This window comes from Kitasatospora sp. NPDC086801, assembly GCF_044745805.1.
In the GTDB taxonomy this organism is placed as follows: domain Bacteria; phylum Actinomycetota; class Actinomycetes; order Streptomycetales; family Streptomycetaceae; genus Kitasatospora.
Genome location: NZ_JBIVAX010000004.1, coordinates 263,852 through 288,864, shown reverse-complemented (window position 1 = coordinate 288,864; position 25,013 = coordinate 263,852). Strand labels below are relative to the sequence as shown.

20 protein-coding genes and 1 riboswitch are annotated in these 25,013 nt (G+C 73.5%); of the genes, 14 read left to right on the top strand and 6 right to left on the bottom strand.

What is annotated here, in order from left to right:
* Positions 1 to 301 precede the first annotated feature (301 nt).
* The 9 genes from ACIPLC_RS08185 (at position 302) to ACIPLC_RS08145 (ending at position 12,029) form a co-directional block, all read left to right on the top strand.
* Positions 302 to 2,077, top strand: coding sequence for a 3-hydroxyacyl-CoA dehydrogenase family protein (locus ACIPLC_RS08185; RefSeq protein ID WP_400472124.1), 1,776 nt, complete (start codon positions 302 to 304; stop codon positions 2,075 to 2,077).
* Positions 2,078 to 2,283: 206 nt separating this feature from the next.
* Positions 2,284 to 3,204, top strand: a complete 921-nt coding sequence (locus ACIPLC_RS08180) for a TetR family transcriptional regulator (RefSeq protein WP_400472123.1) — start codon at positions 2,284 to 2,286, stop codon at positions 3,202 to 3,204.
* Between the two features lie 367 nt (positions 3,205 to 3,571).
* Positions 3,572 to 4,909 (top strand): crotonyl-CoA carboxylase/reductase, encoded by a 1,338-nt coding sequence (gene ccrA / locus ACIPLC_RS08175; RefSeq protein ID WP_400472122.1) that lies wholly within the window; start codon positions 3,572 to 3,574, stop codon positions 4,907 to 4,909.
* A gap of 10 nt (positions 4,910 to 4,919) precedes the next feature.
* Positions 4,920 to 6,947 (top strand): protein meaA, encoded by a 2,028-nt coding sequence (locus tag ACIPLC_RS08170; RefSeq protein WP_400472121.1) that lies wholly within the window; start codon positions 4,920 to 4,922, stop codon positions 6,945 to 6,947.
* A gap of 27 nt (positions 6,948 to 6,974) precedes the next feature.
* Positions 6,975 to 8,003, top strand: coding sequence for an HpcH/HpaI aldolase/citrate lyase family protein (locus tag ACIPLC_RS08165; protein ID WP_400472120.1), 1,029 nt, complete (start codon positions 6,975 to 6,977; stop codon positions 8,001 to 8,003).
* An 11-nt stretch (positions 8,004 to 8,014) separates the two neighbouring features.
* Complete coding sequence (locus ACIPLC_RS08160; protein WP_400472119.1) at positions 8,015 to 8,518, top strand: MaoC family dehydratase; 504 nt, start codon at positions 8,015 to 8,017, stop codon at positions 8,516 to 8,518.
* A 213-nt stretch (positions 8,519 to 8,731) separates the two neighbouring features.
* On the top strand, positions 8,732 to 9,934 hold the full coding sequence (locus tag ACIPLC_RS08155; protein ID WP_400472118.1) for an acyl-CoA dehydrogenase family protein: 1,203 nt from the start codon (positions 8,732 to 8,734) through the stop codon (positions 9,932 to 9,934).
* Positions 9,935 to 10,471: 537 nt separating this feature from the next.
* On the top strand, positions 10,472 to 11,164 hold the full coding sequence (locus ACIPLC_RS08150; protein WP_400472117.1) for a phosphatidylserine decarboxylase: 693 nt from the start codon (positions 10,472 to 10,474) through the stop codon (positions 11,162 to 11,164).
* Positions 11,151 to 12,029: a CDP-alcohol phosphatidyltransferase family protein gene (locus ACIPLC_RS08145; protein ID WP_400472116.1), complete on the top strand. Its 879-nt coding sequence runs from the start codon at positions 11,151 to 11,153 to the stop codon at positions 12,027 to 12,029. The genes ACIPLC_RS08150 and ACIPLC_RS08145 overlap by 14 nt, the downstream gene beginning before the upstream one ends.
* 155 nt (positions 12,030 to 12,184) lie before the next feature.
* Here ACIPLC_RS08145 and ACIPLC_RS08140 read toward each other — a convergent pair whose 3' ends face one another.
* Positions 12,185 to 13,618, bottom strand: coding sequence for a hypothetical protein (locus tag ACIPLC_RS08140; protein ID WP_400472115.1), 1,434 nt, complete (start codon positions 13,616 to 13,618; stop codon positions 12,185 to 12,187).
* A 345-nt stretch (positions 13,619 to 13,963) separates the two neighbouring features.
* Positions 13,964 to 15,085 (bottom strand): alpha/beta hydrolase family protein, encoded by a 1,122-nt coding sequence (locus ACIPLC_RS08135; RefSeq protein ID WP_400472114.1) that lies wholly within the window; start codon positions 15,083 to 15,085, stop codon positions 13,964 to 13,966.
* Between the two features lie 426 nt (positions 15,086 to 15,511).
* Positions 15,512 to 15,645, top strand: a riboswitch (cobalamin riboswitch).
* 134 nt (positions 15,646 to 15,779) lie between these two features.
* Here ACIPLC_RS08135 and ACIPLC_RS08130 point away from each other — a divergent pair.
* The 5 genes from ACIPLC_RS08130 to ACIPLC_RS08110 all read left to right on the top strand — a co-directional run bounded on the left by ACIPLC_RS08130 (position 15,780) and on the right by ACIPLC_RS08110 (position 22,572).
* Positions 15,780 to 16,745 carry a cobalamin biosynthesis protein gene (locus tag ACIPLC_RS08130; protein WP_400472113.1) on the top strand — a complete coding sequence of 322 codons (966 nt, stop codon included), beginning with the start codon at positions 15,780 to 15,782 and terminating at the stop codon, positions 16,743 to 16,745.
* Positions 16,746 to 16,818: 73 nt separating this feature from the next.
* Positions 16,819 to 18,357 carry a cobyric acid synthase gene (locus ACIPLC_RS08125; protein WP_400472112.1) on the top strand — a complete coding sequence of 513 codons (1,539 nt, stop codon included), beginning with the start codon at positions 16,819 to 16,821 and terminating at the stop codon, positions 18,355 to 18,357.
* Complete coding sequence (locus ACIPLC_RS08120; RefSeq protein WP_400472111.1) at positions 18,354 to 20,513, top strand: putative cobaltochelatase; 2,160 nt, start codon at positions 18,354 to 18,356, stop codon at positions 20,511 to 20,513. The genes ACIPLC_RS08125 and ACIPLC_RS08120 overlap by 4 nt, the downstream gene beginning before the upstream one ends.
* A gap of 6 nt (positions 20,514 to 20,519) precedes the next feature.
* A complete protein-coding gene (gene cobO / locus ACIPLC_RS08115; protein WP_400472110.1) occupies positions 20,520 to 21,125 on the top strand; it encodes a cob(I)yrinic acid a,c-diamide adenosyltransferase in 606 nt (201 codons plus the stop codon).
* 43 nt (positions 21,126 to 21,168) lie between these two features.
* A complete protein-coding gene (locus ACIPLC_RS08110; protein ID WP_400472109.1) occupies positions 21,169 to 22,572 on the top strand; it encodes a cobyrinate a,c-diamide synthase in 1,404 nt (467 codons plus the stop codon).
* A 303-nt stretch (positions 22,573 to 22,875) separates the two neighbouring features.
* Here ACIPLC_RS08110 and ACIPLC_RS08105 read toward each other — a convergent pair whose 3' ends face one another.
* From ACIPLC_RS08105 to ACIPLC_RS08090, 4 genes are all read right to left on the bottom strand, one after another.
* Positions 22,876 to 23,211, bottom strand: a complete 336-nt coding sequence (locus ACIPLC_RS08105; RefSeq protein ID WP_400472108.1) for a hypothetical protein — start codon at positions 23,209 to 23,211, stop codon at positions 22,876 to 22,878.
* A gap of 69 nt (positions 23,212 to 23,280) precedes the next feature.
* A complete protein-coding gene (locus ACIPLC_RS08100) occupies positions 23,281 to 23,736 on the bottom strand; it encodes a hypothetical protein (RefSeq protein ID WP_400472107.1) in 456 nt (151 codons plus the stop codon).
* A gap of 77 nt (positions 23,737 to 23,813) precedes the next feature.
* Positions 23,814 to 24,038 (bottom strand): hypothetical protein, encoded by a 225-nt coding sequence (locus tag ACIPLC_RS08095; RefSeq protein ID WP_400472106.1) that lies wholly within the window; start codon positions 24,036 to 24,038, stop codon positions 23,814 to 23,816.
* Positions 24,039 to 24,191: 153 nt separating this feature from the next.
* Positions 24,192 to 24,983: a hypothetical protein gene (locus ACIPLC_RS08090; RefSeq protein WP_400472105.1), complete on the bottom strand. Its 792-nt coding sequence runs from the start codon at positions 24,981 to 24,983 to the stop codon at positions 24,192 to 24,194.
* Positions 24,984 to 25,013 lie beyond the last annotated feature (30 nt).

Sequence of the window (25,013 nt, the reverse complement as noted above, 5' to 3'; positions counted from 1 at the left end):
CGTGTCCACGGCGGGCGCGCGGTGCGTCTTTCACCGGCCGGCGCCGCGAACCGCGGCGGGCCGGGTCTCCTTCCTCGTATCAGAGCCGCTTCCTCTCACCCTTGAGCGCCTGAGCACCACGGCACACCCCTCAGTTCGGCCGGAGCGGACCGGCCGCCGGGCCGGTGTGCCGGAACCCGTCATCTCCCCAGCCCCGCGCGCGGACCCTCCCCCGGCGGCGGCCGCCCCCGACGCACGCTCGGGCGCGGCGGCCCGCCCGCCGGGGCGCGCGCGGACCCCTCATGACTAGGAGTCAGGACAGATGGAGCGTCCCTTTTCCACGGTCGCCGTCGTCGGCCTCGGCACGATGGGTGCCGGTGTCGCGGTGGCCGTCGCCAGGAGCGGCCGCCGGGTGATCGGCATCGAGGCCACCGAGGACTCGGCCGCCCGGGCACTGGCCCGGATCGAGGAGGCGACCGCGCACGCGGTCGACCGGGAGCGGATCACCGCCGGGGAGCGCGCCGCGCTGCTGGCGCTGATCTCGGTCGGCCACGAGCTGCCGGCCGCCGCCGGGGCAGACCTGGTGATCGAGGAGGTGCCCGAGCAGCTGGAGCTGAAGCGGGAGCTCTTCGCCGAGCTGGACCGGATCTGCCCGGCGGCGACGGTGCTGGCCACCGGCACCACCGCGCTCTCGGTGACCCGGATCGCCGCCGCGACCGCCCGCCCGGAGCGGGTGCTGGGCCTGCACTTCTTCAACCCGGTGCACAGCATGAAGCTGGTCGAGGTGGTCCGCACGGTCCTGACCTCCCCGCAGGTCGCCGAGGACGCCGCCGCGTTCGCCCGGGACCTCGGCAAGGAGCCGGTGGCGGCCGGCGACCGGGCCGGCTTCGTGGTCAACGGCCTGCTGTTCGCGTACCTGAACCAGGCCGCCGCGATGTACGAGTCCAGGTACGCCTCCCGGGAGGACATCGACGCCGCGATGCGGCTCGGCTGCGGCCTGCCGATGGGCCCGCTGGCGCTGCTCGACCTGATCGGCGTGGACACCGCGCGGACCGTGCTGGAGGCGATGTACGAGCAGTCCCGGGACCGCCTGCACGCGCCCGCCCCGATCCTCGGCCAACTGGTCTCGGCCGGGCTGCTGGGCCGCAAGTCCGGCCGCGGCTTCTACACCTACGAGGCGCCCGGCTCGTCCAGGGCCGTGGACGCGGCGACCGGCCCGGCGCGGCCCGCGGTGGCGGGCCGGGAGGTCCGCACGGTCGGCGTCTGCGGCTCGGGCACCATGGCGACCGGCATCGCCGAGGTGTTCGCCAAGGCCGGCCGCCCGGTGCTGCTGGCCGCCCGCAGCCAGGAGAAGGCCGACCGGGCCAAGGCGCAGCTGGCGAAGTCGCTGGCGCGCGCGGTCGACCGGGGCCGGCTGAGCGCGCAGGCGCGGGACGCCGCGCTGGCGCTGGTCACCCCGGTCGGCCAGTACGCCGAGCTGGCCGAGGTGGACCTGGTGATCGAGGCGGTGGCCGAGGACCTGGCGGTCAAGCGCGAGCTGTTCGCCACCCTGGACAAGATCGTCAGGCCGGGAGCGGTGCTCGCCACCACCACCTCCTCGCTGCCGGTGATCAGCTGCGCGACGGCCACCTCGCGGCCGCAGGACGTGATCGGCATGCACTTCTTCAACCCGGCGCCGGCCATGAAGCTGGTCGAGGTGGTCTCCACCGTGCTGACCGCGCCGGACGTCACCGCGACCGTGCTGGAGCTGACCGCCGAGGTCCGCAAGCACCCGGTGGAGTGCGGCGACCGGGCCGGCTTCATCGTCAACGCGCTGCTCTTCCCCTACCTGAACGACGCGGTGCGGATGCTCCAGGAGCACTACGCGACGGTGGACGACATCGACACCGCGATGAAGCTGGGCTGCGGCTACCCGATGGGCCCGTTCGAGCTGCTGGACGTGGTCGGCCTGGACGTCTCGCTGGCCATCGAGCAGGTGCTGCACCAGGAGTTCCGCGAGCCGGGCCTGGCCGCCGCGCCGCTGCTGGAGCACCTGGTCGCGGCGGGCTGCCTGGGCCGCAAGACCGGCCGCGGCTTCCGCGACCACGCGCGCCGGTGACGACGCCAGCGGCCGGGGGCGCCGCCGCGCGCGCGGCGGCGCCCGGGGCCGGGCCGTCCGCGGCCGGACCGGGCCAGGCCAGACCGGGCTGGAGCCCGGGGACGGTGTCCGCGCGCTGGCCCAGACCGGCCGTCAGCGGCCCGGTCGCACCGGTCCGTCGGGGAAGGGCCGCGGCCGAGCCGCCGGGGCCGTGTAGCGTTCCGGACATGGATCGGGTTCAGTCAGCCACCCCGCAGCACTCCGCCGGACCGCGCGGCGCCGACCGGACGGCCCCCTCGACCGGGGGCACCGGGCCGGAAGGGGGGCCGGGCAGCCGCCGGGCGGCGGCGCAGCGCCAGCAGATGCGTCAGGACCTGGCCACGGCCGCGATGGAGCTGTTCTCCTCGCAGGGCTACGAGGAGACCACGGTCGACCAGATCGCGGCCGCCGCCGGGGTGGCCCGGCGGACCTTCTTCCGGTACTTCCGGTCGAAGGAGGAGGCGATCTTCCCGGACCACGACGACACCCTCGTCCGGGTGGCCGACCTGCTGGCCAGCGCCGAGCCGGAGGAGCACCCGCTGGACGTGGTCTGCCGCGGCATCAAGGAGGTGCTGCGGATGTACGCCTCGACGCCCGGGGTGTCGGTCGCGCGGTACCAGCTGATCCGTCAGGTGCCGGCGCTGCGCGAGCGGGAGATCGCGGTGGTGGCCCGGTACGAGCGGCTGTTCACCCGGTACCTGCTGGGGCGCTTCGACACCGGCGAGTCCATCCCGTCGGGCTGGCAGCGCGGCGGCGAGGACGACTCGATGCTGGCCGAGGTGTCGGCGGCGGCGGTCGTCGCGGCGCACAACCACGTGCTGCGGCGCTGGCTGCGGGCCGGCGGGCGCGGGGACGTGGAGGCGCAGCTGGACCACTCCTTCGAGGTGATCCGGCGGACCTTCTGGGCCGCCAGCACCCCGGGTGCCAGACGCCGCGGCTCCCTGGTGGCACCGGGTGCCAATGGGGCTCCCGGTGAGCGGCTGGCCGAGAGCGCACTGAGTGCCAGCCCTGGAGGTGAGGTGCTCATCACAGTCGCCCGGACGGACGCTCCGCTGGACGTGGTGGTGGACACCATCCGGGCCGCACTGAGTGGCGCCAGGGAGTCCTGAGGGCACCATCCAGCCAGGTCAGAGCGACATCGAGGGCCCGCGCCGAGTAGTCGGCGCGGGCCCTTTCGACATCCGCCACCGCGCGCTCGCGGGCCTTTCCAGCGCGCCGGAATTCGTGACACCCGGTGTCTTTACGAGTGGCACAGGGTGCCACTACCTTGTTACTCACCAGTCGCGGCGCCGCGGCTCCCCACCTCGGCGCGCCGTCGTCCGGCGTTCCCACACCCCGGGAGCAGTGCGCGTTCGACCCGGTCCACCCCGGGCGCCCAGCCCGACCACCCACCACCCACCTCAGCGAAGCCGGTGTCCGCTCCCGGCTACCCCAGACGCCCTGTGCCCTCACACAGGTACGCCTTCGGAGGCAGCCATGCAGGAAATCCTCGACGCGATCCTCAGCAACGACGCCACGTCGGAGGACTTCGCCGCCGTCAAGCTGCCCGAGTCCTACCGGGCGGTGACGCTCCACAAGGACGAGGAGCAGCTGTTCGCGGGCCTCGACAGCCGCGACAAGGACCCCCGCAAGTCCCTTCACCTCGACGAGGTCGCCCTGCCGGAGCTCGGCCCCGGCGAGGCCCTGGTCGCCGTCATGGCCAGCGCGGTGAACTACAACACCGTCTGGAGCTCGATCTTCGAGCCGGTCTCCACCTTCTCCTTCCTGGAGCGCTACGGCCGGCTGTCGCCGCTCACCAAGCGCCACGACCTGCCGTACCACGTCCTCGGCTCCGACCTCGCGGGCGTGGTGCTGCGCACCGGCGCCGGCGTCAACGCCTGGAAGCCCGGCGACGAGGTCGTCGCGCACTGCCTCTCCGTCGAGCTGGAGTCCCCGGACGGCCACAACGACACGATGATGGACCCGGAGCAGCGCATCTGGGGCTTCGAGACCAACTTCGGCGGACTGGCCCAGCTCGCCCTGGTGAAGACCAACCAGCTGCTGCCCAAGCCCAAGCACCTCACCTGGGAGGAGGCCGCCTCCCCCGGCCTGGTCAACTCCACCGCGTACCGTCAGCTGGTCTCGCGCAACGGCGCCGGCCTGAAGCAGGGGGACAACGTGCTGATCTGGGGCGCCAGCGGCGGCCTCGGCTCGTACGCCACCCAGTACGCGCTGGCGGGCGGCGCCACCCCGATCTGCGTGGTCTCCAACGAGCAGAAGGCCGGGATCTGCCGCGCCATGGGCGCCGAGGCGATCATCGACCGCTCCGCCGAGGGCTACCGGTTCTGGAAGGACGAGCACACCCAGGACCCGCGCGAGTGGAAGCGCCTGGGCGCGAGGATCCGCGAGTTCACCGGCGGCGAGGACGTCGACATCGTCTTCGAGCACCCGGGCCGGGAGACCTTCGGCGCCTCGGTGTACGTCACCCGCAAGGGCGGCACCATCGTCACCTGCGCCTCCACCTCCGGCTTCATGCACCAGTACGACAACCGCTACCTGTGGATGTCGCTCAAGCGCATCGTCGGCTCGCACTTCGCCAACTACCGCGAGGCCTTCGAGGCCAACCGCCTGATCGCCAAGGGCAAGATCCACCCCACCCTGTCCAAGGTCTACTCCCTGGAGGAGACCGGCCAGGCCGCCCTCGACGTGCACCGCAACAAGCACCAGGGCAAGGTCGGCGTGCTCTGCCTGGCGCCCGAGGAGGGTCTGGGCGTGCGCGACCACGCGCTGCGCGAGCGGCACCTGCCGGCGATCAACCGCTTCCGGAACGTCTGAGGCCGATCCGATGACCGACCAGCAGAAGCGTGACCGCCCCTGGCTGATGCGCACCTACGCCGGGCACTCCACCGCGAGCGACTCCAACGCGCTCTACCGGCGGAACCTGGCGAAGGGCCAGACCGGCCTCTCCGTCGCCTTCGACCTGCCGACCCAGACCGGCTACGACTCCGACCACATCCTCGCCCGCGGCGAGGTGGGCCGGGTCGGCGTACCGGTCGGCCACGTCGGCGACATGCGCGCCCTGTTCGACGGCATCCCGCTCGAACAGACCAACACCTCCATGACGATCAACGCCACCGCGATGTGGCTGCTGGCGCTCTACCAGGTGGTCGCCGAGGAGCAGGGCGCCGACATCGCCAAGCTCACCGGCACCACCCAGAACGACATCGTCAAGGAGTACCTGTCGCGCGGGACGCACGTCTTCCCGCCCGGCCCCTCGGTGCGCCTGATCACCGACATGATCGCCTACACCGTCGGCCGCATCCCCAAGTGGAACCCGATCAACATCTGCAGCTACCACCTCCAGGAGGCCGGGGCCACGCCCGTCCAGGAGATCGCCTACGCGATGTGCACCGCCATCTCGGTGCTCGACGCCGTCCGCGACTCCGGCCAGGTGCCGGCCGGGCGGATGGGCGAGGTGGTCGCCCGGATCTCCTTCTTCGTCAACGCCGGCGTGCGCTTCGTCGAGGAGATGTGCAAGATGCGCGCCTTCGCCCAGCTGTGGGAGAAGGTCACGCTGGAGCGCTACGGCGTCCAGGACCCGAAGCAGCGCCGCTTCCGCTACGGCGTCCAGGTCAACTCGCTCGGCCTGACCGAGGCCCAGCCGGAGAACAACGTCCAGCGGATCGTCCTGGAGATGCTGGCCGTCACCCTCTCCAAGGACGCCCGCGCCCGCGCCGTCCAACTGCCCGCCTGGAACGAGGCGCTGGGCCTGCCCCGGCCCTGGGACCAGCAGTGGTCGCTGCGGATCCAGCAGGTGCTGGCCTACGAGTCGGACCTGCTGGAGTACGGCGACCTCTTCAACGGCTCCGAGGTGATCGAGACCAAGACCGCCGAACTGCTGGCCGGCGCCGAGGCGGAGATCGCCAAGGTGCTGGCCATGGGCGGGGTGATTCCGGCCGTGGAGTCCGGCTACCTGAAGTCCAACCTGGTCTCCTCGCACGCCGCCCGCCGGGCCCGGATCGAGTCCGGCGAGGACAGGATCGTCGGCGTCAACTGCTTCGACACCACCGAGGAGAGCCCGCTCACGGCCGACCTCGACACCGCCGTCATGGTCGTCGACCCGGCCTCCGAGCAGTCCGTGCTCGCCGCCCTGGAGGCCTGGCGCGGACAGCGCGACGAGGCCGCCGTCCAGACCACGCTGGCCGAGCTCAAGGCCACCGCGGCCACCGACGCCAACCTGGTGCCGGCCACGCTCGCCTGCGCCCGGGCCGGCGTCACCACCGGCGAGTGGGCCTTCGCCCTGCGCGAGGTCTTCGGCGAGTACCGCGCACCCACCGGCGTCGGCGGCGCCCCGGTCGCGGTGGCCGCCGAACCCGGCGGGGAACTGGCCGCGGTGCGCGCCGCCGTCGCCGCCACCGCCGAGGAGCTGGGCGCCGGCAAGCTGCGCCTGCTGGTCGGCAAGCCCGGCCTGGACGGGCACTCCAACGGCGCCGAGCAGATCGCCGTCCGGGCCCGCGACGCCGGGTTCGAGGTGGTCTACCAGGGCATCCGGCTGACCCCCGAACAGATCGTCTCCGCCGCCGTCGCGGAGGACGTGCACTGCGTGGGCCTGTCGATCCTCTCCGGCGCCCACTCCGAGCTGGTGCCCGACGTCCTGCGGCGGCTGCGCCGGGCCGGGGTGCAGGATGTCCCGGTGATCGTGGGTGGCATCATCCCGTCAGCGGACGGCGAGGCCCTCAAGGCCGCCGGCGTCGCCGCCGTGTTCACCCCGAAGGACTTCGGCATCACCACCATCATCGGCCGGATCGTGGACGAGATCCGGCTCGCCAACAAGCTCCAGCCCTGGACGCCCGCACCCGCGCCCACCAGCTGACCACTGGGAAGGAACCGACCCACCCTCATGTCTGCCCACCCGGCGCCCGCCGCCACGCTTCTTTCGAGCGGCTCCGCCGCCACCTTCAACCGTCTGCGCCCGCGCCGCTCCTGCCTCGCCGTACCCGGCAGCAACCCGCGCTTCCTGGAGAAGGCCCAGGGCCTCCCCGCCGACCAGGTCTTCCTCGACCTCGAGGACGCCTGCGCCCCCCTGGTCAAGGAGAGCGCCCGCCACCACATCGTCGACGCGCTCAACAACGGCGACTGGGGCGGCAAGACCCGCGTCGTCCGGGTCAACGACTGGACCACCCACTGGACCTACCGCGACGTGATCACCGTCGTCGAGGGCGCCGGCCCCAACCTCGACTGCATCATGCTGCCCAAGGTCCAGGACGCCGAGCAGGTCAAGGCGCTCGACCTGCTGCTCACCCAGATCGAGAAGACCATGGGCTTCGAGGTCGGCAGGATCGGCATCGAGGCGCAGATCGAGAACGCCAAGGGCCTGGTCAACGTCGACGCCATCGCCGAGGCCTCGCCCCGGCTGGAGACCATCGTCTTCGGCCCCGCCGACTTCATGGCCTCCATCAACATGAAGTCCCTGGTGGTCGGCGAGCAGCCGGCCGGCTACCCGGCCGACGCCTACCACTACATCCTGATGCGCATCCTGATGGCCGCCCGCGCCAACGACCTCCAGGCCATCGACGGTCCGTACCTGCAGATCCGCAACCAGGACGGCTACCGCGAGGTCGCCCGGCGTGCCGCCGCCCTCGGCTTCGACGGCAAGTGGGTGCTCCACCCCGACCAGGTCGGCGCCGCGAACGAGATCTTCTCGCCCTCCCAGGAGGACTACGACCACGCCGAGCTGATCCTCGACGCCTACGACTGGTGCACCTCCGAGGCGGGCGGCGCCAAGGGCTCCGCGATGCTCGGCGACGAGATGATCGACGAGGCCAGCCGCAAGATGGCCCTGGTCATCGCCGGCAAGGGCCGGGCCGCCGGGATGGAGCGCACCACCAAGTTCGAACACCCCCAGATCGAGAAGAAGCCGGAAAGCTGAGGGCCTGAGCCATGCAGTTCGGACGCACCTACGAGGAGTTCGAGGTCGGCGCGGTCTACAAGCACTGGCCCGGCAAGACCGTCACCGAGTACGACGACCACCTCTTCTGCCTGCTCACCATGAACCACCACCCGCTCCACCTGGACACCAACTACGCCGAGCGGACGACGGACTTCGGCCGGAACGTGGTGGTGGGCAACTACATCTACTCGCTGCTGCTGGGCATGTCCGTCCCGGACGTCTCCGGCAAGGCCATCGCCAACCTGGAGATCGAGTCGCTGCGGCACGTCGCGCCGACCTTCCACGGCGACACCCTCTACGGCGAGACCACCGTCCTCGACAAGTGGCCGTCCAAGTCCAAGGACGACCGCGGCATCGTGTACGTCGAGACCAAGGGGTACAAGCAGGACGGCACGGTCGTCTGCGTCTTCCGCCGCAAGGTGATGGTGCCGACCGGGACGTACATCAAGGAGCGCGGCGGCGAGCAGCCCGGCCGCCCGACTCCCCTTTCCTAGGACCCCTTTCCCAGGACCCCGGTTCTCCAGGACCCCGGATCTCCCGAGACCCCGATTTCCTGGGCCGCCGGACTCCCTCAGACCCCGGAGGGGCAGGCCGCCGTCATCGGCCGACCCCCACCCGGCACCGGGGGCCCTGCTGCCGCAGCCACGCCGGCAGGGCCCCCGGAAATCCCCCCCCCCCCGCCCTCTTCAACCTTTCGGAGCCGCACGATGGGACGCCTGGCACAGACCGACGGCCTCACCGAGATCCAGCGGGACATCCTCGCCACCGTGCGGGATTTCGTCGACAAGGAGATCATTCCGGTCGCGACCGAGCTGGAGCACAAGGACGAGTACCCGACCGCCATCGTCGAGGGGATGAAGCAGCTCGGCCTCTTCGGCCTCACCATCCCCGAGGAGTACGGCGGCCTCGGCGAGTCGCTGCTCACCTACGCCCTGGTGGTCGAGGAGATCGCCCGGGGCTGGATGAGCGTGTCCGGCATCGTGAACACCCACTTCATCGTGGCGCACATGATCAACGCCCACGGCACCCAGGAGCAGAAGGACCACTTCCTGCCGAAGATGGCCGCCGGGGAGATCCGCGGTGCGTTCTCGATGTCCGAGCCCGGCCTCGGCTCCGACGTTTCGGCCATCTCCACCAAGGGCGTCAAGGACGGGGAGTCCTACGTCCTCAACGGCCAGAAGATGTGGCTCACCAACGGCGGCACCTCCACCCTCGTCGCGGTCCTCTGCAAGACCGACGAGGGCGGCGACACCCCGTACAAGAACATGACCACCTTCCTGATCGAGAAGACCGCCGGATTCGGCCCGAACCCGACCGTCCCCGGCCTCACCGTGCCCGGGAAGATCGAGAAGATGGGCTACAAGGGCGTCGACACCACCGAACTGGTCCTCCAGGACGTCCGGATCCCGGCCGACCGCGTCCTCGGCGGCGTCCCCGGGCGCGGCTTCTACCAGATGATGGACGGCGTCGAGGTCGGCCGCGTCAACGTCGCCGCCCGCGGCTGCGGCGTCGCCCGCCGCGCCTTCGAACTCGGCATCTCCTACGCCCAGCAGCGCTCCACCTTCGGCAAGAAGATCGCCGAGCACCAGGCCATCCAGTTCAAGCTCGCCGAGATGGCCACCAAGGTCGAGGCCGCCCACCAGATGATGGTCATGGCCGCCCGCAAGAAGGACGGCGGCGAGCGCAACGACCTCGAGGCCGGCATGGCCAAGTACCTCGCCTCCGAGTACTGCAAGGAGGTCGTCGAGGACGCCTTCCGCATCCACGGCGGCTACGGCTTCTCCAAGGAGTACGAGATCGAGCGGCTCTACCGCGAGGCCCCGATGCTGCTCATCGGTGAAGGAACTGCGGAGATCCAGAAGATGATCGTCGGACGCCGGCTCCTGGAGGAGTACCGGATCGCGGAGTGAGCACCGGGTTCACCCCGGCTCGACGAGCGGCCCCCGGACCGCTCGCGGCCGGCCGGATGAACCCTTCCGAACCGCCGGTCGACGGGCGTGCGGGCCCGTCCCGGCCACCCGCCGTGCCCACCACGGCCCCGGCCTGGTCCGCCTGGGGTCCGGCACGGCCCTCCGGAAGCGGCTGCGGGGCGTACAGCTGCGACAACACGCCCCGCGGCCGCTTCCGCACACCCTCGACAGGCCGTGTCCCGCTCACCCGGCGGACCGCGAACGGCCCGTTCCACCCACCGGGTTCCGTTGACACGCCTGTTGAGACAAGTGTCACCAGCCCCGTCCGGTCCCTTGGGAACCGGACCGGGGCGAGCTACGGTCGTAGAGGTGGGACGCGCACACGCACTTCCGCCGGACACATGAACGAGCAGGCGGGTTGCCCACCCACCGTGTGCTCCCGATAGCATCCACCGGGACAGCAAGCCGTCCCTCTATTACCCGATCCCGCGGTGGCCCCCGTCCAGCGGCCATGATCCCCCGCGACAAAGGTCTTCGATGCCCATCAGCCCGTCCCCTCACACCTCCGTCACGGACCGCGATGCCCTCGCAGCCACGACGGCCGGTCGGCGACCCCGCGTGACCATCGCGCGCGGAGCCACCCCCTGGTTCGTCCCCACCCTCGCCACGGCCGCCGTGACCACCGCCCTCACCAGGCGCAGCGGCAAGTGGGCCCTGGCAGCGGTACCCGCCTGCGCGCTCGGCGCGGGCATGCTGTGGTTCTTCCGCGACCCCGAGCGTGAGATCGGCACGGGCAGAGTGATCTCCCCCGCCGACGGCGTGGTGCAGAGCATCGACGCCTGGCCGGACGGCCGCACCCGGGTCGCGATCTTCATGAGCCCGCTCAACGTCCACGTCAACCGTGCGCCCCTGCCCGGCACGGTGACGTCGGTCGAGCACGTCGCGGGCGGCTTCGTACCCGCGTTCAACAAGGACAGCGACCAGAACGAGCGGGTCGTCTGGCACTTCGACACCGAGCTCGGCGACATCGAGATGGTGCAGATCGCGGGGGCCGTGGCCCGTCGCATCGTGCCGTACGTCGCCGCCGGTACCAAGGTCGAACAGGGCGACCGGATCGGTCTGATCCGGTTCGGCTCCCGGGTCGACACCTACCTGCCGGCCGGCGTCGAGGTCGGCGTCGAGGTCGGCCAGAAGACCACAGCCGGGGTGACGCGCCTTGACCGTGACTGATCCTGAGACAATCGTCGGCCTGGACGACGAGGAGACGGCCCTGCGCCGCCGCCGCTGGGCGCGCGACCGCGAGCTGCGCGCCCCGCGCTCTCCCCAACACCTGTCCACCGCCGACTTCCTGACCCTGGGGAACGCCGTCTGCGGCTTCCTGGCGATCTACTCGATCACCACCGGGGTGCTGGTCCCGCACATCACCAACCCGGACGCCGCACCCGACCGGCACAGCGCCGCCACCGCGGTCACGCTGCTGCTCATCGGCTCCATGTGCGACCTCTTCGACGGACTGGTGGCGCGCAAGCTCCGCTCCTCCGCCCTCGGAGCGGAACTGGACAACCTGGCCGACCTGATCAGCTTCGGCATCGCGCCGGCCTACTTCGTCGCCGTCTGGGGCATGGTCTCCCCGGGCTCCAACAGCAAGCTCTCGGCGCTCATCGCGATCACCGTCCTGCTCGCGGTCGTCCTGCGGCTCGCCCGCTTCTCCGCCGTCAAGATGCGGCCCGGGGTGTTCCAGGGCATGCCCTGCCCGATGGGCGCGATGACGGTCATCGCCATCGTGCTGCTCGACCCGCCGTTCCTGCCCGGTCTGCTCGCCATCTTCGGCGCCGCGTACCTCATGGTCAGCCGGATCGAGTACCCCAAGCCCCAGGGGCTGCTGGCCACCGCCACGCTGTGCTGGATCGTCGTCTCCATCGGCTGCCTCGCGGCCTGGGCCACCGGTCTGCCCGGCGGCGACGCCCTGATGCACGTCGGCGCCTTCGCCCAGATCACGCTCGCCGCGATGGCCCCGCTGCTGGTCATCCGGCGCAAGGTCGGACAGAAGGTCGGCGACGTCCGCGCCAGGCGGGCGGAGTCCCGGCTCGGCTGAGTCGTCCCAGTGCGTGAGAGGGGCCCGGATCCAGTCGGATCCGGGCCCCTCCTCGTTGTGTCCGGGTGCTGCTGTTCCGCTGTGTCCGGGTGTTGCTACGCATCGCCGGTGTTGCCCGGGTGTTGCTGCGCGCCGCCGGTGTTGCCCGGGTACTGCTACGCGCCGCCGGTGTGCACGCTGAACGCCGAACGGCGGGCCGCCCGCGCCACACCCGGATCCGGGTGCACGCCCGAGACCGCCGTCAGCACCGAGGCCGCCCGCGGGTGCCCCGACTGCCGGGCCCGGGCGAACAGCCGCACCGGATCACCCGCCGCGGCGCCCTCGACATGGCCCACCAGCAGCTCCGTCTCGCCGTGGTCCAGCACCGCCGCGGCCGTGTCCACCCACAGCCAGGCCGCGTCCTCCGCCCCCAGCACGTCCGCCGGCGAAACCCCCTCGTCGGAGCGCTCCGCCAGCCACAGCAGCGCGTACGGGCGCAGCACCGGCTCGTCCACCGCCGCCCGCACCGCCTGCTCCGCCGGGCCGCCGGCCACCCGCAGCGCCTCGAAGGCCAGCCCGCGCACCAGCGCGTCGTCCCCCTGCGCCGCGTCCAGCAGCTCCGCCACCGCCCGATCCGCCGGACGGGCCGCCACCCAGGCGCGGAACTCGGCCCGCGCCGGGCCCGGCGAGTAGTCCGCGCAGGCGTTCAGCAGCTCGAAGGCGCTCTGCTCGATGTGCCCGGCCGCAGTCTGCGCGACCGTGCAGATCTCCTCCAGCTTCGCCCGCACCGCCCAGTGGCCCAGCGGCGACAGCTCGGCGGCTTCGTTCCTGCGGACCACGGCCCCGACGGCCGCCAGGCCGTCCAGCATCCAGTCCAGGACCGCGGCCACGTCCGCCGGTGACGGCGGGGTGTCGATCTGCGGCTCCCGGCACGTGCCGCGGACCGCCGACACCGCCGAGGCGGCATGCGGCACGGGCGACAGGCCCGAACCGTCCGCGCCACCCACCCGGCGCTCGTCCAGCCCCCGGCGCAGCAGCTCCAGCAGCTCGCCGTCCGACACCGGACCGGCCACCAGGTGCAGGAAGGACAGCAGCTGCGGAGCCTGGTCCACCGCCTCACCGGCCAGCACCGCGAACACGCCCCGCAGGGCGGCCGGCGGCACCGGGGCCAGCAGCGTCCAGGCGTCGAACAGCGCCGACCAGCCGCGGACCACCGCCTCGTCGTCGTGCTCCCAGGCGTGCAGGCGCCAACCCGGCCCCGCACCGCCGTCCCTGGCCTCCACCAGGCCGACCAGCAGCGCCTGCCCCCACGACTTGGCGGCGGCACCGACCGTCATGGCCAGCGCCAGACCCGCCGCACGGGCGTCCTCGGGCAGCAGCTCGCCGCGCTTGTCGACCTCCTCCAGCTCCCCCGCCCAGCGGGCGATCCGGACGGCGTCCACCAGCATCCGGCGGGCCAGCGGCGCCAGCTCGGCCGGCGCGGGGAAGCCCTCCGGTACGGGAACCCTCCCCCGACCGGGCGCCGCAGCGGGCCCTCGTCGGCGGGGTACCCCGGCCCCGCCCGGCTTGCCGGCGGCGGGCCGGTGGGCCGTACCGGGGAGACGGGTCACCGTCGCGCCGGTACCGATCGTCGGCGGGAGCGGGGCATCACGGTCGCGCGGATTCCGAGACGTCACGTCGAGCAGTCTTCCCCTTGTACCGGCCTTCTGTCACATCCGGTTGGCTGTACGGACGGGCTGTCGTCGACGGCACCTCCCCAAGATCGGGCAACAATCGGGCAACAGAGGCAAACCGCCTGGCCGGAAACAGGTGGCGGGGTCATGCCATCCCGATTTGGCCCCCGCAGCAGTGGTCGCCGTACCCGCTCGACCGGTCACGCTCCGTGGCTGACACGTGATGTCCGGGCGCCGAATAGGGGTCCGGTGGGGGTGACTTCTCGAACGGGGGGGCTGGGTTCAGAGAAGGGGGGTGAGCCAGCGGCGGAGGAGTTCGGTGTAGTGGGTGGGGGCGGAGTTCCAGAGGGTGGCGTGGTCGGCGCCCGGGAAAGGGCGGAGGCTGACCACACCGGGGCGGGCGGCGGCGAGGCGTTCGGCGGCGCGGAAGGGGGCGACCTGGTCGTCGGGGCTGTGCAGGAGGAGGGTGGGGACGCGCAGGTCGGTGCCCTCGGCGATGCGGCTGAAGTCGGCGAGGTCGACGCCGGTGCGGCCCTCGGCGGCGAGGGCCCCGAGTTCGGCGGCGGCGCCGGTGTAGCCGGCCCGGGCGGCGCCGCGGCGGGCGGTGGCGGGCAGGTCGAGGACCGGCGAGTCCAGGACGAGGCCGCTGATGGCGTGGGCCCAGGCGGAGCGGGCGGCCGTCTGGAGGGCGATGGTGGCGCCGAGGGACCAGCCGTAGAGGATGACCCGGCCGGCGCCGCTGTCGAGGGCGAGCCGTACCGCCGACTCGACGTCGCGCCACTCGGTCTCACCGAAGTGGCCGAGCCCGTCCGGGGAGGCGGGGGCGCCCTGGTCGCCGCGGTAGGTGACGGCGAGGGCGGGCAGGGCGAGGCGGTCGAGGACGGGGAGCACCGCGAGGGTCTGCTGCCGGTCGGTGCCGGGGCCGTGGATGAGGATCACCCAGGTGCCGCGTTTGCCGTCGAGGCGCCAGGCGGGGAGGGCGCCGAGTTCGCCGTCGGCGGCGGTGTCGGTGAAGGGGAGGCCGAGCGCCTCGGTGGGGTCGCCCAGATGGACGCGGGGGGTGAAGCGGACCTCGGTGCCGGGGGTGAGGGTGCCACGGTCGGCGCGGACGAGGCGGCGGGTGACGCCGTTCTCGTCGCTGTGCAGGACGTCCTCGACGACGGCGTGGCCGTGGTCGTCCCATTCGACGGCCCAGCGGCCGGGACGCAGGCTCTCGGGGCGGCGGTTGAAGGTGATCCGGCCGGCCGCGAGGCTCCGCACCAGAACGGGGCCGGACCCCTGGACGGCGGTCGCCGGGTGGACCATCCGTTCGGAGGCCCGGCGGCCGATCACCAGGACGGCGGCCCCGGCGGCCCCGGCGCCGACGGCGGCGGCCGCCACGACGGCCGCGGTTCCCCAACGCATATCGCTCCCCGCTCTGCTGGTCTGCTGGTCTTGGACCGGACGGTTGGTCTTGGACCGGACGGTGTTCGGGCACCAGTTCACCGGGGGCCCGCGCGGGCGGCCACCGGGCTGGGCCGTCCGGGTCACGGCAGGGCTACGGGTGGGCGGGTCAGACCGGGCCGCGGCGGGACCGCGGGCGGGGGGCTGGCTGCGTCGCATGGGAACGAACGGTAGGGGCGGGGGGCGGTGGGCCCCGGCCGCCGAACGCACGAAGCGGCCCCGGAGGCCCCTCCGGGGCGCTGGACGATCGGACAGGGTGTCATGCCCCTGCGGGCGGGCGGAGCGGAGGTGGCGACGACGTGCCGACGTGTGACCAACCCCTCCGTGACCTCGGTTGACTCCCGGTTCGGCCGCGTGATGGGATCCTGGGGCCAAACGGAGGCATGCAGAGGAAGCCGGTGCGAGTCCGGCGCGGTCCCGCCACTGTCACCGGGGAGCACGCTCGGAACAGTTGCCACGGCGGGCCGTCAGAAGCCGCTGGAAGGCCCGGGGGTGCGTCCGACCCGGAAGCCAGGAGACTCTCGCCCCCGGTACGTCGATCCAGGGCGCGGACCCTGAGTGAGGACACGCGCGCGATGCAGGCTGCCCCGACCCGCCGGACCCCACGCGGCCTTCCGCCGAACCCGTCGAACCCCTCGAACTCGTCGAACCCGTCGTGCGCCCGCTGACCCGCGCCGCCGCGTTCGCGCTGGGCGCCGCCGCGGGCTTCGCCGCCGACGCCCGCTTCGCCGACCCCCGGCGCGGCCACCCGGTGGCCGTCTTCGGCGGTGCGGCGACCCGGCTGGAGCGGCGGGTGTGGCAGGACGACCGGGTGGCCGGCGCCGGGTACACGGCGCTGTGCGTGGGCGCGGTCGCGGCCGGCGCGGTGGCCCTGGACCGTACGGTGGGCCGGCGTCCGCTGGGCCGGGCCGCGCTGGCGGCCGCCGCGACCTGGACGGTGCTGGGCGGCACCTCGCTGACCCGGGAGGCGCGCGCCATCGGCCGGTCACTGGCCACCGGCGACCTGGCGGCCGCGCGCGAGCGGCTGCCGCACCTGTGCGGGCGGGATCCGAGCGCGCTGGACGGGCCGCAGATCGCCCGCGCGGTGGTCGAGTCGGTGGCCGAGAACACGGCGGACGCCGTGGTGAACGCGCTGGTCTGGGGCACCCTGGCGGGCACGCCGGGGCTGCTGGCGTTCCGCGCGGTGAACACGCTGGACGCGATGGTCGGCCACCGATCGCCGCGGTACGCCCGGTTCGGCTGGGCCTCGGCCCGGCTGGACGACGTGGCGGGCTGGCCGGGCGCCCGGCTGACGGCACTGCTCACGGTGGCCGCCGCACCACGGCCGCGAACGGCCTGGCGGGTCTGGCGGCGGGACGGTTCGGCGCACCCGAGCCCGAACGCGGGCCAGGCGGAGGCCGCCTTCGCGGGCGCCGTGGGCGTCCGGCTGGGCGGGACCCTCCAGTACGGGGAGCGGGTGGAGCACCGGCCGGTGCTGGGCGCGGAGTTGCGGCCGGTGACGGTGGACGACATCGAGCGGGCCTGCGTGCTCTCCCGGCGGGTGGGCGTGCTGGCCCTGGGTACGACGGTCGCGGGGCACGTCCTGCTGCGGGCGTTCCGGAGCAGGAGGGGAAAGGCGTGAACGAGCGCGGAGAGCGAACCATCGGAAGGTGCGCAGTGCGCGAAGCGCCTGCCGGGCGAAGCGGGGTGGACGCATGAGCAGGGCGATACTGGTCGCCGGGACGACCTCGGACGCGGGCAAGAGCGTGGTGACCGCGGGCATCTGCCGCTGGCTGGCCCGGCAGGGGGTGCGGGTCGCGCCGTTCAAGGCGCAGAACATGTCGCTGAACTCCTTCGTCACCGCCGACGGCGCCGAGATCGGCCGGGCGCAGGCGATGCAGGCGCAGGCGGCCCGGGTGGAGCCGGAGGCGGCGATGAACCCGGTGCTGCTCAAACCGGGCGCGGACGGCCGCAGCCAGGTGGTGCTGCTGGGCCGGCCGGTCGCCGAGGTGGGCGCGCTGGACTACCGCGAGCGCAAGCCCGTCCTGCTGGAACGGGCGCTGGAGTGCCTGGCGGATCTGCGCCGGCGCTACGAGGTGGTGGTCTGCGAGGGCGCCGGTTCGCCCGCCGAGATCAACCTGCGGGACCGGGACATCGCCAACATGGGCCTGGCGACGGCCGCCGGGCTGCCGGTGGTGGTGGTCGGGGACATCGACCGCGGCGGCGTCTTCGCGGCGATGTACGGGACGCTGGCACTGCTGTCGGCGGAGGACCAGCGGCATGTCGCGGGCTGGTTCGTCAACAAGTTCCGCGGCGACGCGCGGCTGCTGGCACCCGGCCTGGAGATGCTGCACGGGCTGACCGGCCGTCCGGTGCTGGGCACCCTGCCGATGCTGCCGGGCCTGTGGCTGGACGCCGAGGACTCGCTGGACCTGTCCACGGTGGTGGACCGGGTGGACGTCGGTGGCCCGCTCGGGGCGGACGTCCTGCGGGTGGCCGTGGTGCGCTTCCCCCGGCTGTCGAACTTCACCGACCTGGACGCGCTGGCGCAGGAGCCGGGCGTGCTGGTGCGCTGGGTGACCCGGCCGGAGGAACTGGCCGACGCCGACCTGGTGGTGCTGCCCGGCACCCGGGCCACCGTGGCCGACCTGGCCTGGCTGCGCGCACGCGGCCTGGAGCCGGCGCTGAAGGCGCGGGCGGCGGCCGGACTGCCGGTCCTCGGGGTGTGCGGCGGCTACCAGATGCTGGCACGCGGGATCGAGGACGAGGTGGAGTCCAGGGCCGGCTCGGTCGAGGGCCTGGGCCTGCTGCCGACGCACGTACGGTTCGGCGCCGAGAAGGTGCTGGCGCGGCCGGTCGGCGAGGCGTACGGGCAGCGGGTCGAGGGGTACGAGATCCACCACGGGGTGGTCGCGGTCGAGGGCGGGGAACCGTTCATGTCCGATGACGACGGGCAGGGCCTGGACGGCTGCCGGGTGGGCTCGGTGTGGGGCACCACCTGGCACGGCGCGCTGGAGAACGACGGCTTCCGCCGTGAACTCCTGCGCGAGGTCGCCGCGTTGGCGGGCCGGGCGTTCGTGCCGGCGCCGGACACCTCGTTCGCCGAGGCGCGCGAGGCCCGGCTGGACCGGCTGGGCGACCTGATCGAGGAGCACGCGGACACCGACGCGCTGTGGAAGCTGATCGAGGGCGGGGTGCCGGCGGCCGGATCGCTGCCGTTCCTGGCGCCCGGAGCACCTGGGGAGTATGCATGAGTGACGTCCGCTATCCGTTCACCGCGATCGTCGGCATGCCCGACCTGCGGCTCGGTCTGCTGCTCAACGCGGTCTCGCCCGCCGTGGGCGGCGTGCTGGTGCGTGGCGAGAAGGGCACCGCCAAGTCGACCATGGTGCGCGCGCTGGCCGGCCTGCTGCCGTCCCTCGCGGCCGTCGACGGCTGCCGGTTCGCCTGCGACCCGACCGCTGCGGACCCGCAGTGCCCGGACGGGCCGCACGACCACCCGTCGGCGTCCGAACGCCCGGCCCAGCTGGTCGAGTTGCCGGTCGGCGTGGCCGAGGACCGGATCGTCGGCTCGCTCGACCTGGAACGGGCGCTCGCCGAGGGCGTCAAGGCGTACGAGCCGGGGCTCCTCGCCAAGGCGCACCGCGGCGTGCTCTACATCGACGAGGTGAACCTGCTCCAGGACCACGTCGTGGACCTGCTGCTGGACGCCGCCGCGATGGGCCGCTCGTACGTCGAGCGCGAGGGCGTGTCGGTGCGGCACGCCGCCCGCTTCCTGCTGGTCGGCACGATGAATCCGGAGGAGGGCGAGCTGCGGCCGCAGCTGCTCGACCGGTTCGGCCTGACCGTCGAGATCGCCGCCACCCGGGACCCGGCCGAGCGCGCCGAGGTGGTCCGTCGCCGGCTCGCCTACGACGCCGACCCGGCCGACTTCGCCGCGCGGTTCGCCGAGGACGAGCGGGCGCTCGCCGAACGCATCACCGGCGCCCGGGAGTTGCTGCCCAAGGTGGAGCTGACGGATGTGGCGCTGCGTCAGATCACCGCCGTGTGCGCCGCGTTCGAGGTGGACGGGCTGCGCGCCGACATCGTGATGGCCCGCACCGCCGTCGCGCTCGCCGCCTGGGACGGGCGGACCGAGGTGCTGGAGGAGGACGTCCGCAAGGCCGCCCAGCTGGCGCTGCCGCACCGGCGCCGCCGCAACCCCTTCGACGCGCCGGGGCTGGACGAGGAGCAGCTCGACCGGACGCTGGAGGAGCACGCGCAGCCGGAGGAGCCCTCGGCACCCGGGGAGCCCTCGGAGCCCGAGGAGCTCGGGGGCTCAGGAGAGGCTGAGGGCGACGGCGACGGCGACGGCCCCGAGGACGACGGCCCGGGCCCGGACGGCGGCCCCGGCGGCGGCCCGGACGGCGGCGGGGCCCCCGAGCCCGCCGACGGCCCCGACGGCCCGGAGGCGTCGGCCGCGGAGACGGACGAGCCGCCCCAGCAGCCCGTACCCGCCCAACACCCCGCTCCCGCCCGGGAGTCGGCGCCGGTCGCGGCCGGCGACCCGTACCGGACCAAGCTGTTCACCGTACAGGGCACCGGCCACGGCGCCCAGGGCCGCCGCTCCCCCGCCGAGACCTCGGGCGGGCACACCGTGCGCGCCCGGCGCCCGCAGGGCACGCTCAGCCGGCTGCACCTGACCGCCACCCTGCAGGCCGCCGCACCGCACCAGGCGGCGCGCGGGCGGGCCGGCCGGGCCCTGGTGCTGCGCAAGGACGACTTCCGCGAACAGGTCCGCCAGGGACGGGAGTCCAACCTGGTGCTGTTCGTCGTCGACGCCTCCGGCTCGATGGCCGCCCGGCAGCGGATGACCGCCGTCAAGGGCGCCGTACTGTCCCTGCTGATGGACGCCTACCAACGGCGCGACAAGATCGGCATGATCACCTTCCGGGGCGCGGACGCCGAACTGGCGCTGCCGCCGACCTCGTCCGTGGAGGTCGGCGCGGCCCGGCTGGAGTCGCTGCCCACCGGCGGTCGCACCCCGCTGGCCGCCGGGCTGCTGCGCGCGCACGAGGTGCTGCGGGTGGAGCGGCTGCGCGACCCGAGCCGCCGCCCGCTGCTGGTCGTGGTGACCGACGGCCGGGCCACCGGCGGGCGGGACGCGCTCGCCCGGTCGCAGCGCGCGGCCACCCTGTTCGCCGCGCAGGGCACCGCCAGCGTGGTGCTGGACTGCGAGTCCGGCCCCGTCCGGCTCGGCCTCGCCCGCACCCTGGCCGGGCTGCTCGGCGGCACCGCCGTCAGCCTGGACGAGCTGCGGCCCGAGGGCGTCGCCTCGCTCGTCCGCGAGAACCGCGGTGAGAACCGTCGTGAGAACCGCGGTGAGAACCGTCGTGAGAACCGTGCCACCACCATGCGAAAGGCGGCCTGAGCCGACATGCCCAAGGGTGTCCCCGAGAGCGTCCCCGACGACGGCCTGACGACTCGTCAGCGCCGCACACTGCCGATCACCGCCGTACACACCGGCCCCGGCAAGGGCAAGTCCACGGCCGCGTTCGGCATGGCCCTGCGGGCCTGGAACCAGGGCTGGCCCGTCGGGGTGTTCCAGTTCGTGAAGTCCGCCAAGTGGAAGGTCGGCGAGGAGAACGCGCTGCGCGTGCTCGGCGCCTCCGGCGAAGGCGGGACGGTCGACTGGCACAAGATGGGCTCCGGCTGGTCGTGGATCCAGCGCTCCAGCGAGATGGAGATGGACAGCGAGGCGGCCGCCAAGGAGGGCTGGGAGCAAGTCAAGCGCGACCTGGCGGCCGAGACCTACCGCTTCTACGTGCTGGACGAGTTCACCTACCCGATGCACTGGGGCTGGGTCGACCCGGAGGAGGTCGTGTCGGTGCTCAAGGACCGCCCGGGCAGCCAGCACGTCGTCATCACCGGCCGGTACGCGCCCGAGCCGCTGACCGGATTCGCCGACCTGGTCACCGAGATGACCAAGGTCAAGCACCCCATGGACGCCGGCCGCAAGGGCCAGCGCGGTATCGAGTGGTAGACCGTTGAGTACTGCTGGTAGGCCGTTGAGGCCGTTGAGGCCGTTGAGCACCATCCCCCGCCTCGTCATCGCCGCGCCCTCCTCCGGCGCCGGCAAGACCACCGTCGCCACCGGCCTGATCGCGGCGCTCGCCGCGCGCGGGCTGGCGGTGTCCCCGCACAAGGTCGGCCCCGACTACATCGACCCGGGCTACCACGCGCTCGCCGCCGGACGCCCGGGCCGCAACCTGGACGCCTTCCTGTGCGGCCCGGAGCGGATCGCCCCGCTGTTCCTGCACGGCGCGGCGGGCGCCGACGTCGCGGTGGTCGAGGGGGTCATGGGCCTGTTCGACGGGGCCTCCGGGCGGGGGGAGCTGGCCTCCACCGCGCACGTCGCCAAGCTGCTGCGGGCGCCCGTGGTGCTGGTGGTGGACGGCTCCTCGCAGTCCCGGTCGGTGGCCGCGCTGGTGCACGGCTTCGCCTCCTGGGACCCGGAGGTGCGCCTCGCCGGGGTGATCCTCAACCGGGTCGCCTCCGACCGGCACGAGCACCTCCTGCGCGAGGCCCTGGAGGAGGGCTCGGGCGTGCCCGTCCTGGGCGCGCTGCGCCGCTCCACGGCGGTCACCACGCCGTCCCGCCACCTCGGACTGATCCCGGCCGTGGAGCGCTCGGCGGAGGCCCTGCGCGCGGTCGCCGACATGGGCGAACTCGTCGCCACCTCGGTCGACTTGGACGCCCTGCTCGAACTCGCCCGGACGGCACCGGAGTTGACTGCCGAGCCGTGGGACCCGTCGACCGAGGTCGAGCCGGTCGAGGCCGACCCGGTCGCCGGTGCGCCGCGGATCGCGGTGGCAGGCGGTGCCGCGTTCTCCTTCTCGTACGCCGAGAACGCCGAACTCCTCACCGCCGCAGGCGCCGAGGTCGTCCCCTTCGACCCGCTGCACGCCTCGGCGCTGCCGGAGGGCACGGCCGGCCTGGTGATCGGCGGCGGCTTCCCCGAGCTGTACGTCCGGGAGCTGAGCGGCAACACGGCGCTGCGCGGGGCCATCGCGGCGTTCGCCGCCGACGGCGGCCCGATCGCCGCCGAATGCGCCGGACTGCTCTACCTGGGGCGCGAGTTGGACGGCCTGCCGATGTGCGGCGTCCTGGACACCGGCGCCCGGATGACCGAACGACTCACCCTCGGCTACCGGGAGGCCGTCGCCCTGCACGACTCCCCGCTCGCCCGGGCGGGCACCCGGCTGCGCGGCCACGAGTTCCACCGGACGGTCTGCGAACCGGGCGCGGGCGAACACCCCGCCTGGGGCTGGCGCCTGCCCACCGGCCCCCGCAGCGAGGGCTTCGCGGGCAGCCACGTCCACGCCTCCTACCTGCACCTGCACTGGGCCGGGGCGCCGTCGCTGGCGGCCTCCTTCGCCGCCGCAGCAGTTGCCTACCGGGCCGCCCTCCAGAAGCCCGCATCAACGTGACCGCCCTCGGTGGCGGCTCCGGCTCGGGCCAGTCGGGCATCGCCCACCGCCCGCAGGAGCCACCGCCCAGCCCTGCACGGCCTGAGGGCCCGCCGGCCCGCTACGTTTCGGCGCCCCTGGGATGCCGAGGCGAGGCGTAGACGAGGTGGACGACGCGGGCTACCTCGTCCACCACGTACCGCACTCGCCCGCCGGCGGTCACCTCGTACTCCCACTGCGGCAGCTCGACGCCCCCGAACACGCGGGTCGCCAGACGGCCCCGCAATCGAGCCTGCCGATCCGGATCTCTCATGGACAGCGGGTTCACCCGAAGCGCCTCGAAACATCGCGAGTCGCGCCGACGAGGTCGACAACGAACTCACGTACCTCTTCAGCCGACAGGTGCCGGGCCCAGGGGAAGACGGTGGGGAGGGCGAGGAGTACCGCCCGCGCACCCTCATCACTGCCGATCAGCGCAGCGAACAGGCGCGCGGTGACATCCGCGGTCTCCTCGCGCTGGCGGTCGTGACGCCCGGTGGTGAGGTACAGGTCCTCCCCGTCGCGCCGCGTGACATGCACGCGCTGGACTCGCTCCACGCTGTCCGCGACGCGCTTGGAGTTCTTCGACAGGTCAGAGAACGACACGGTGAGAGTCGACATGGCGCGAGACCAGTTCGGAATACGTTCCGAAGTCGATCGGAAAAGTCACCCGCCCACACTCCGCGTGCCTCAGGGCGCGCCGTTGCCGAAGGTGCCGACCAGCGGGTCGGGGCGGTGGCAGGCGGCGCAACGCAGGCGGGTGTAGATCGCCACCGACCCCATGCACACGTCCTCGCGGCCGTCCGCCGGGGACTCGGAGCCGGCTGGCCCGCCGCAGTCCAGGCAGGTGCGCCGGGAACGGGCGGCGATCGAGCAGTCACGGCAGACCAGGTGGGTCGGGTGCTCAGCGTGGACGACGACGGGCTGGGGGCCGCCGTGGAGCAGGTGGACGCACCACGTGCAGGACTCGTCCGCCTGTGCCGCCAGCATCCTGGCCCGGGTCTCCTGCTGCCACTTGGCGGCCTTCTGCACGGGGACCGTCACCGGCAGCCCCCACCCGGACGCGGCGAGCCACTGGGCCCCCTCGGCACCGGCCGCCCGCAACTGGTCTCCGACGGCGATGTCCCTGGGCGTCCTGTCCTTCATCGGCCTTCTCCTCCGCTCCGGGTTCCCACCGGTACAACGCGCCCGGGGAGGCCATGGACACGCGAACCGCCGACCTCCTACGGCCGCATGCCGTGCACGAGGGCGGGGAGCATCGAACCCCACGCCTGAAACGCGAGGGCGTGGCAGATGCGGCGGTGTTCGTCGGGGGCGACGACGTCCGGAAGCCGCTCCTCGTCCACCCAGTGCAGCGCGCGGCGGCGGGCGACCGATTCGACCTGGCCGGCGGCGACTTGGCCACCGCAATGCACGAAGCGGAAGGGGCGGGCCCCCACGTAGTCCACGACGAGGATGCCGTGCAGGGAGCGGACGAGACCGCTCGCGGCCTCGAGGTGACGGCGCGCGGCCAGGTGCGGCGGCTCGTTCCGGTCGGCACCGCCACCGGGGAGGGTGAGGGGACCGGGACGTGGCCTGAGCTGCGGGGCCGTGGCGCGGCCTCAGCCGGTTGCGCGGATGTAGATGTCGGCGGCGCCCGGGGCGCCGCCGGGGATGGTGGCGACGTAGATGCGGCGGGTGGTCTGGGCGTGGGTGGGGCTCGGGGTGGGGGTGGGGGTAGCGGTGAGAGAGGGCGCGGGGGTGGGGGTGGGGGTGACCGAGGGGGTGGGCTCGGGGGTGTCGTCGTCGAGGTCCGGGGTGGAGTCGGCGTCGGCGCCGGGTTCTGCGTCGGGGTCGGGGTCGGCGGCCTGGAGGCCCGGGGGTGCCGGGTCGGCGGTGGCGGTAGCGGCGGCGGCGGCGGTGTCGAGGGTGGGTGATGGTGCGGGGGGCAGGGGCTCGGGGTCCGGGGGGAGTTCGGGGGCCTCGGCCGGGCCGTCGCCGCCGAGGGCGGCGGTGAGGTCGGCGGGGAGGGGGGCGGTGGGGCCGGGCGCGGGGAGGTCGTAGGCGCGGAGGAAGTCGCCGAGGCCGACGTCCTTGCCCGCGACGCGGTAGTGCAGGTAGGCGATGGGGGCGCCGTCGGGGGTGTGGGTGTAGACGGCGCCGACGGGGACGTAGGAGCGGCCGCCTCCGGGGTGCTGGGAGGGGTGGAGCCCGGCGAGGAGTTCGGCGCGGTCGCGGTCGGTCTCGCGGCCGACGCGGCCGGCGGTGAGCGAGTTGACGCCGCGCACCACGAGGGCGGCCGCGACGGACACGCAGAGGACCAGTCCGACGGCGACGGTGCGCCGCAGGACTGGTCGGCCGTGCAGGGCCGGCCAGGAGTCGGTGACCACGCGCTCTGGTGGGATGCCGTCCACGGTTGTCGTTCCCCCCGTTCGATCAGGACG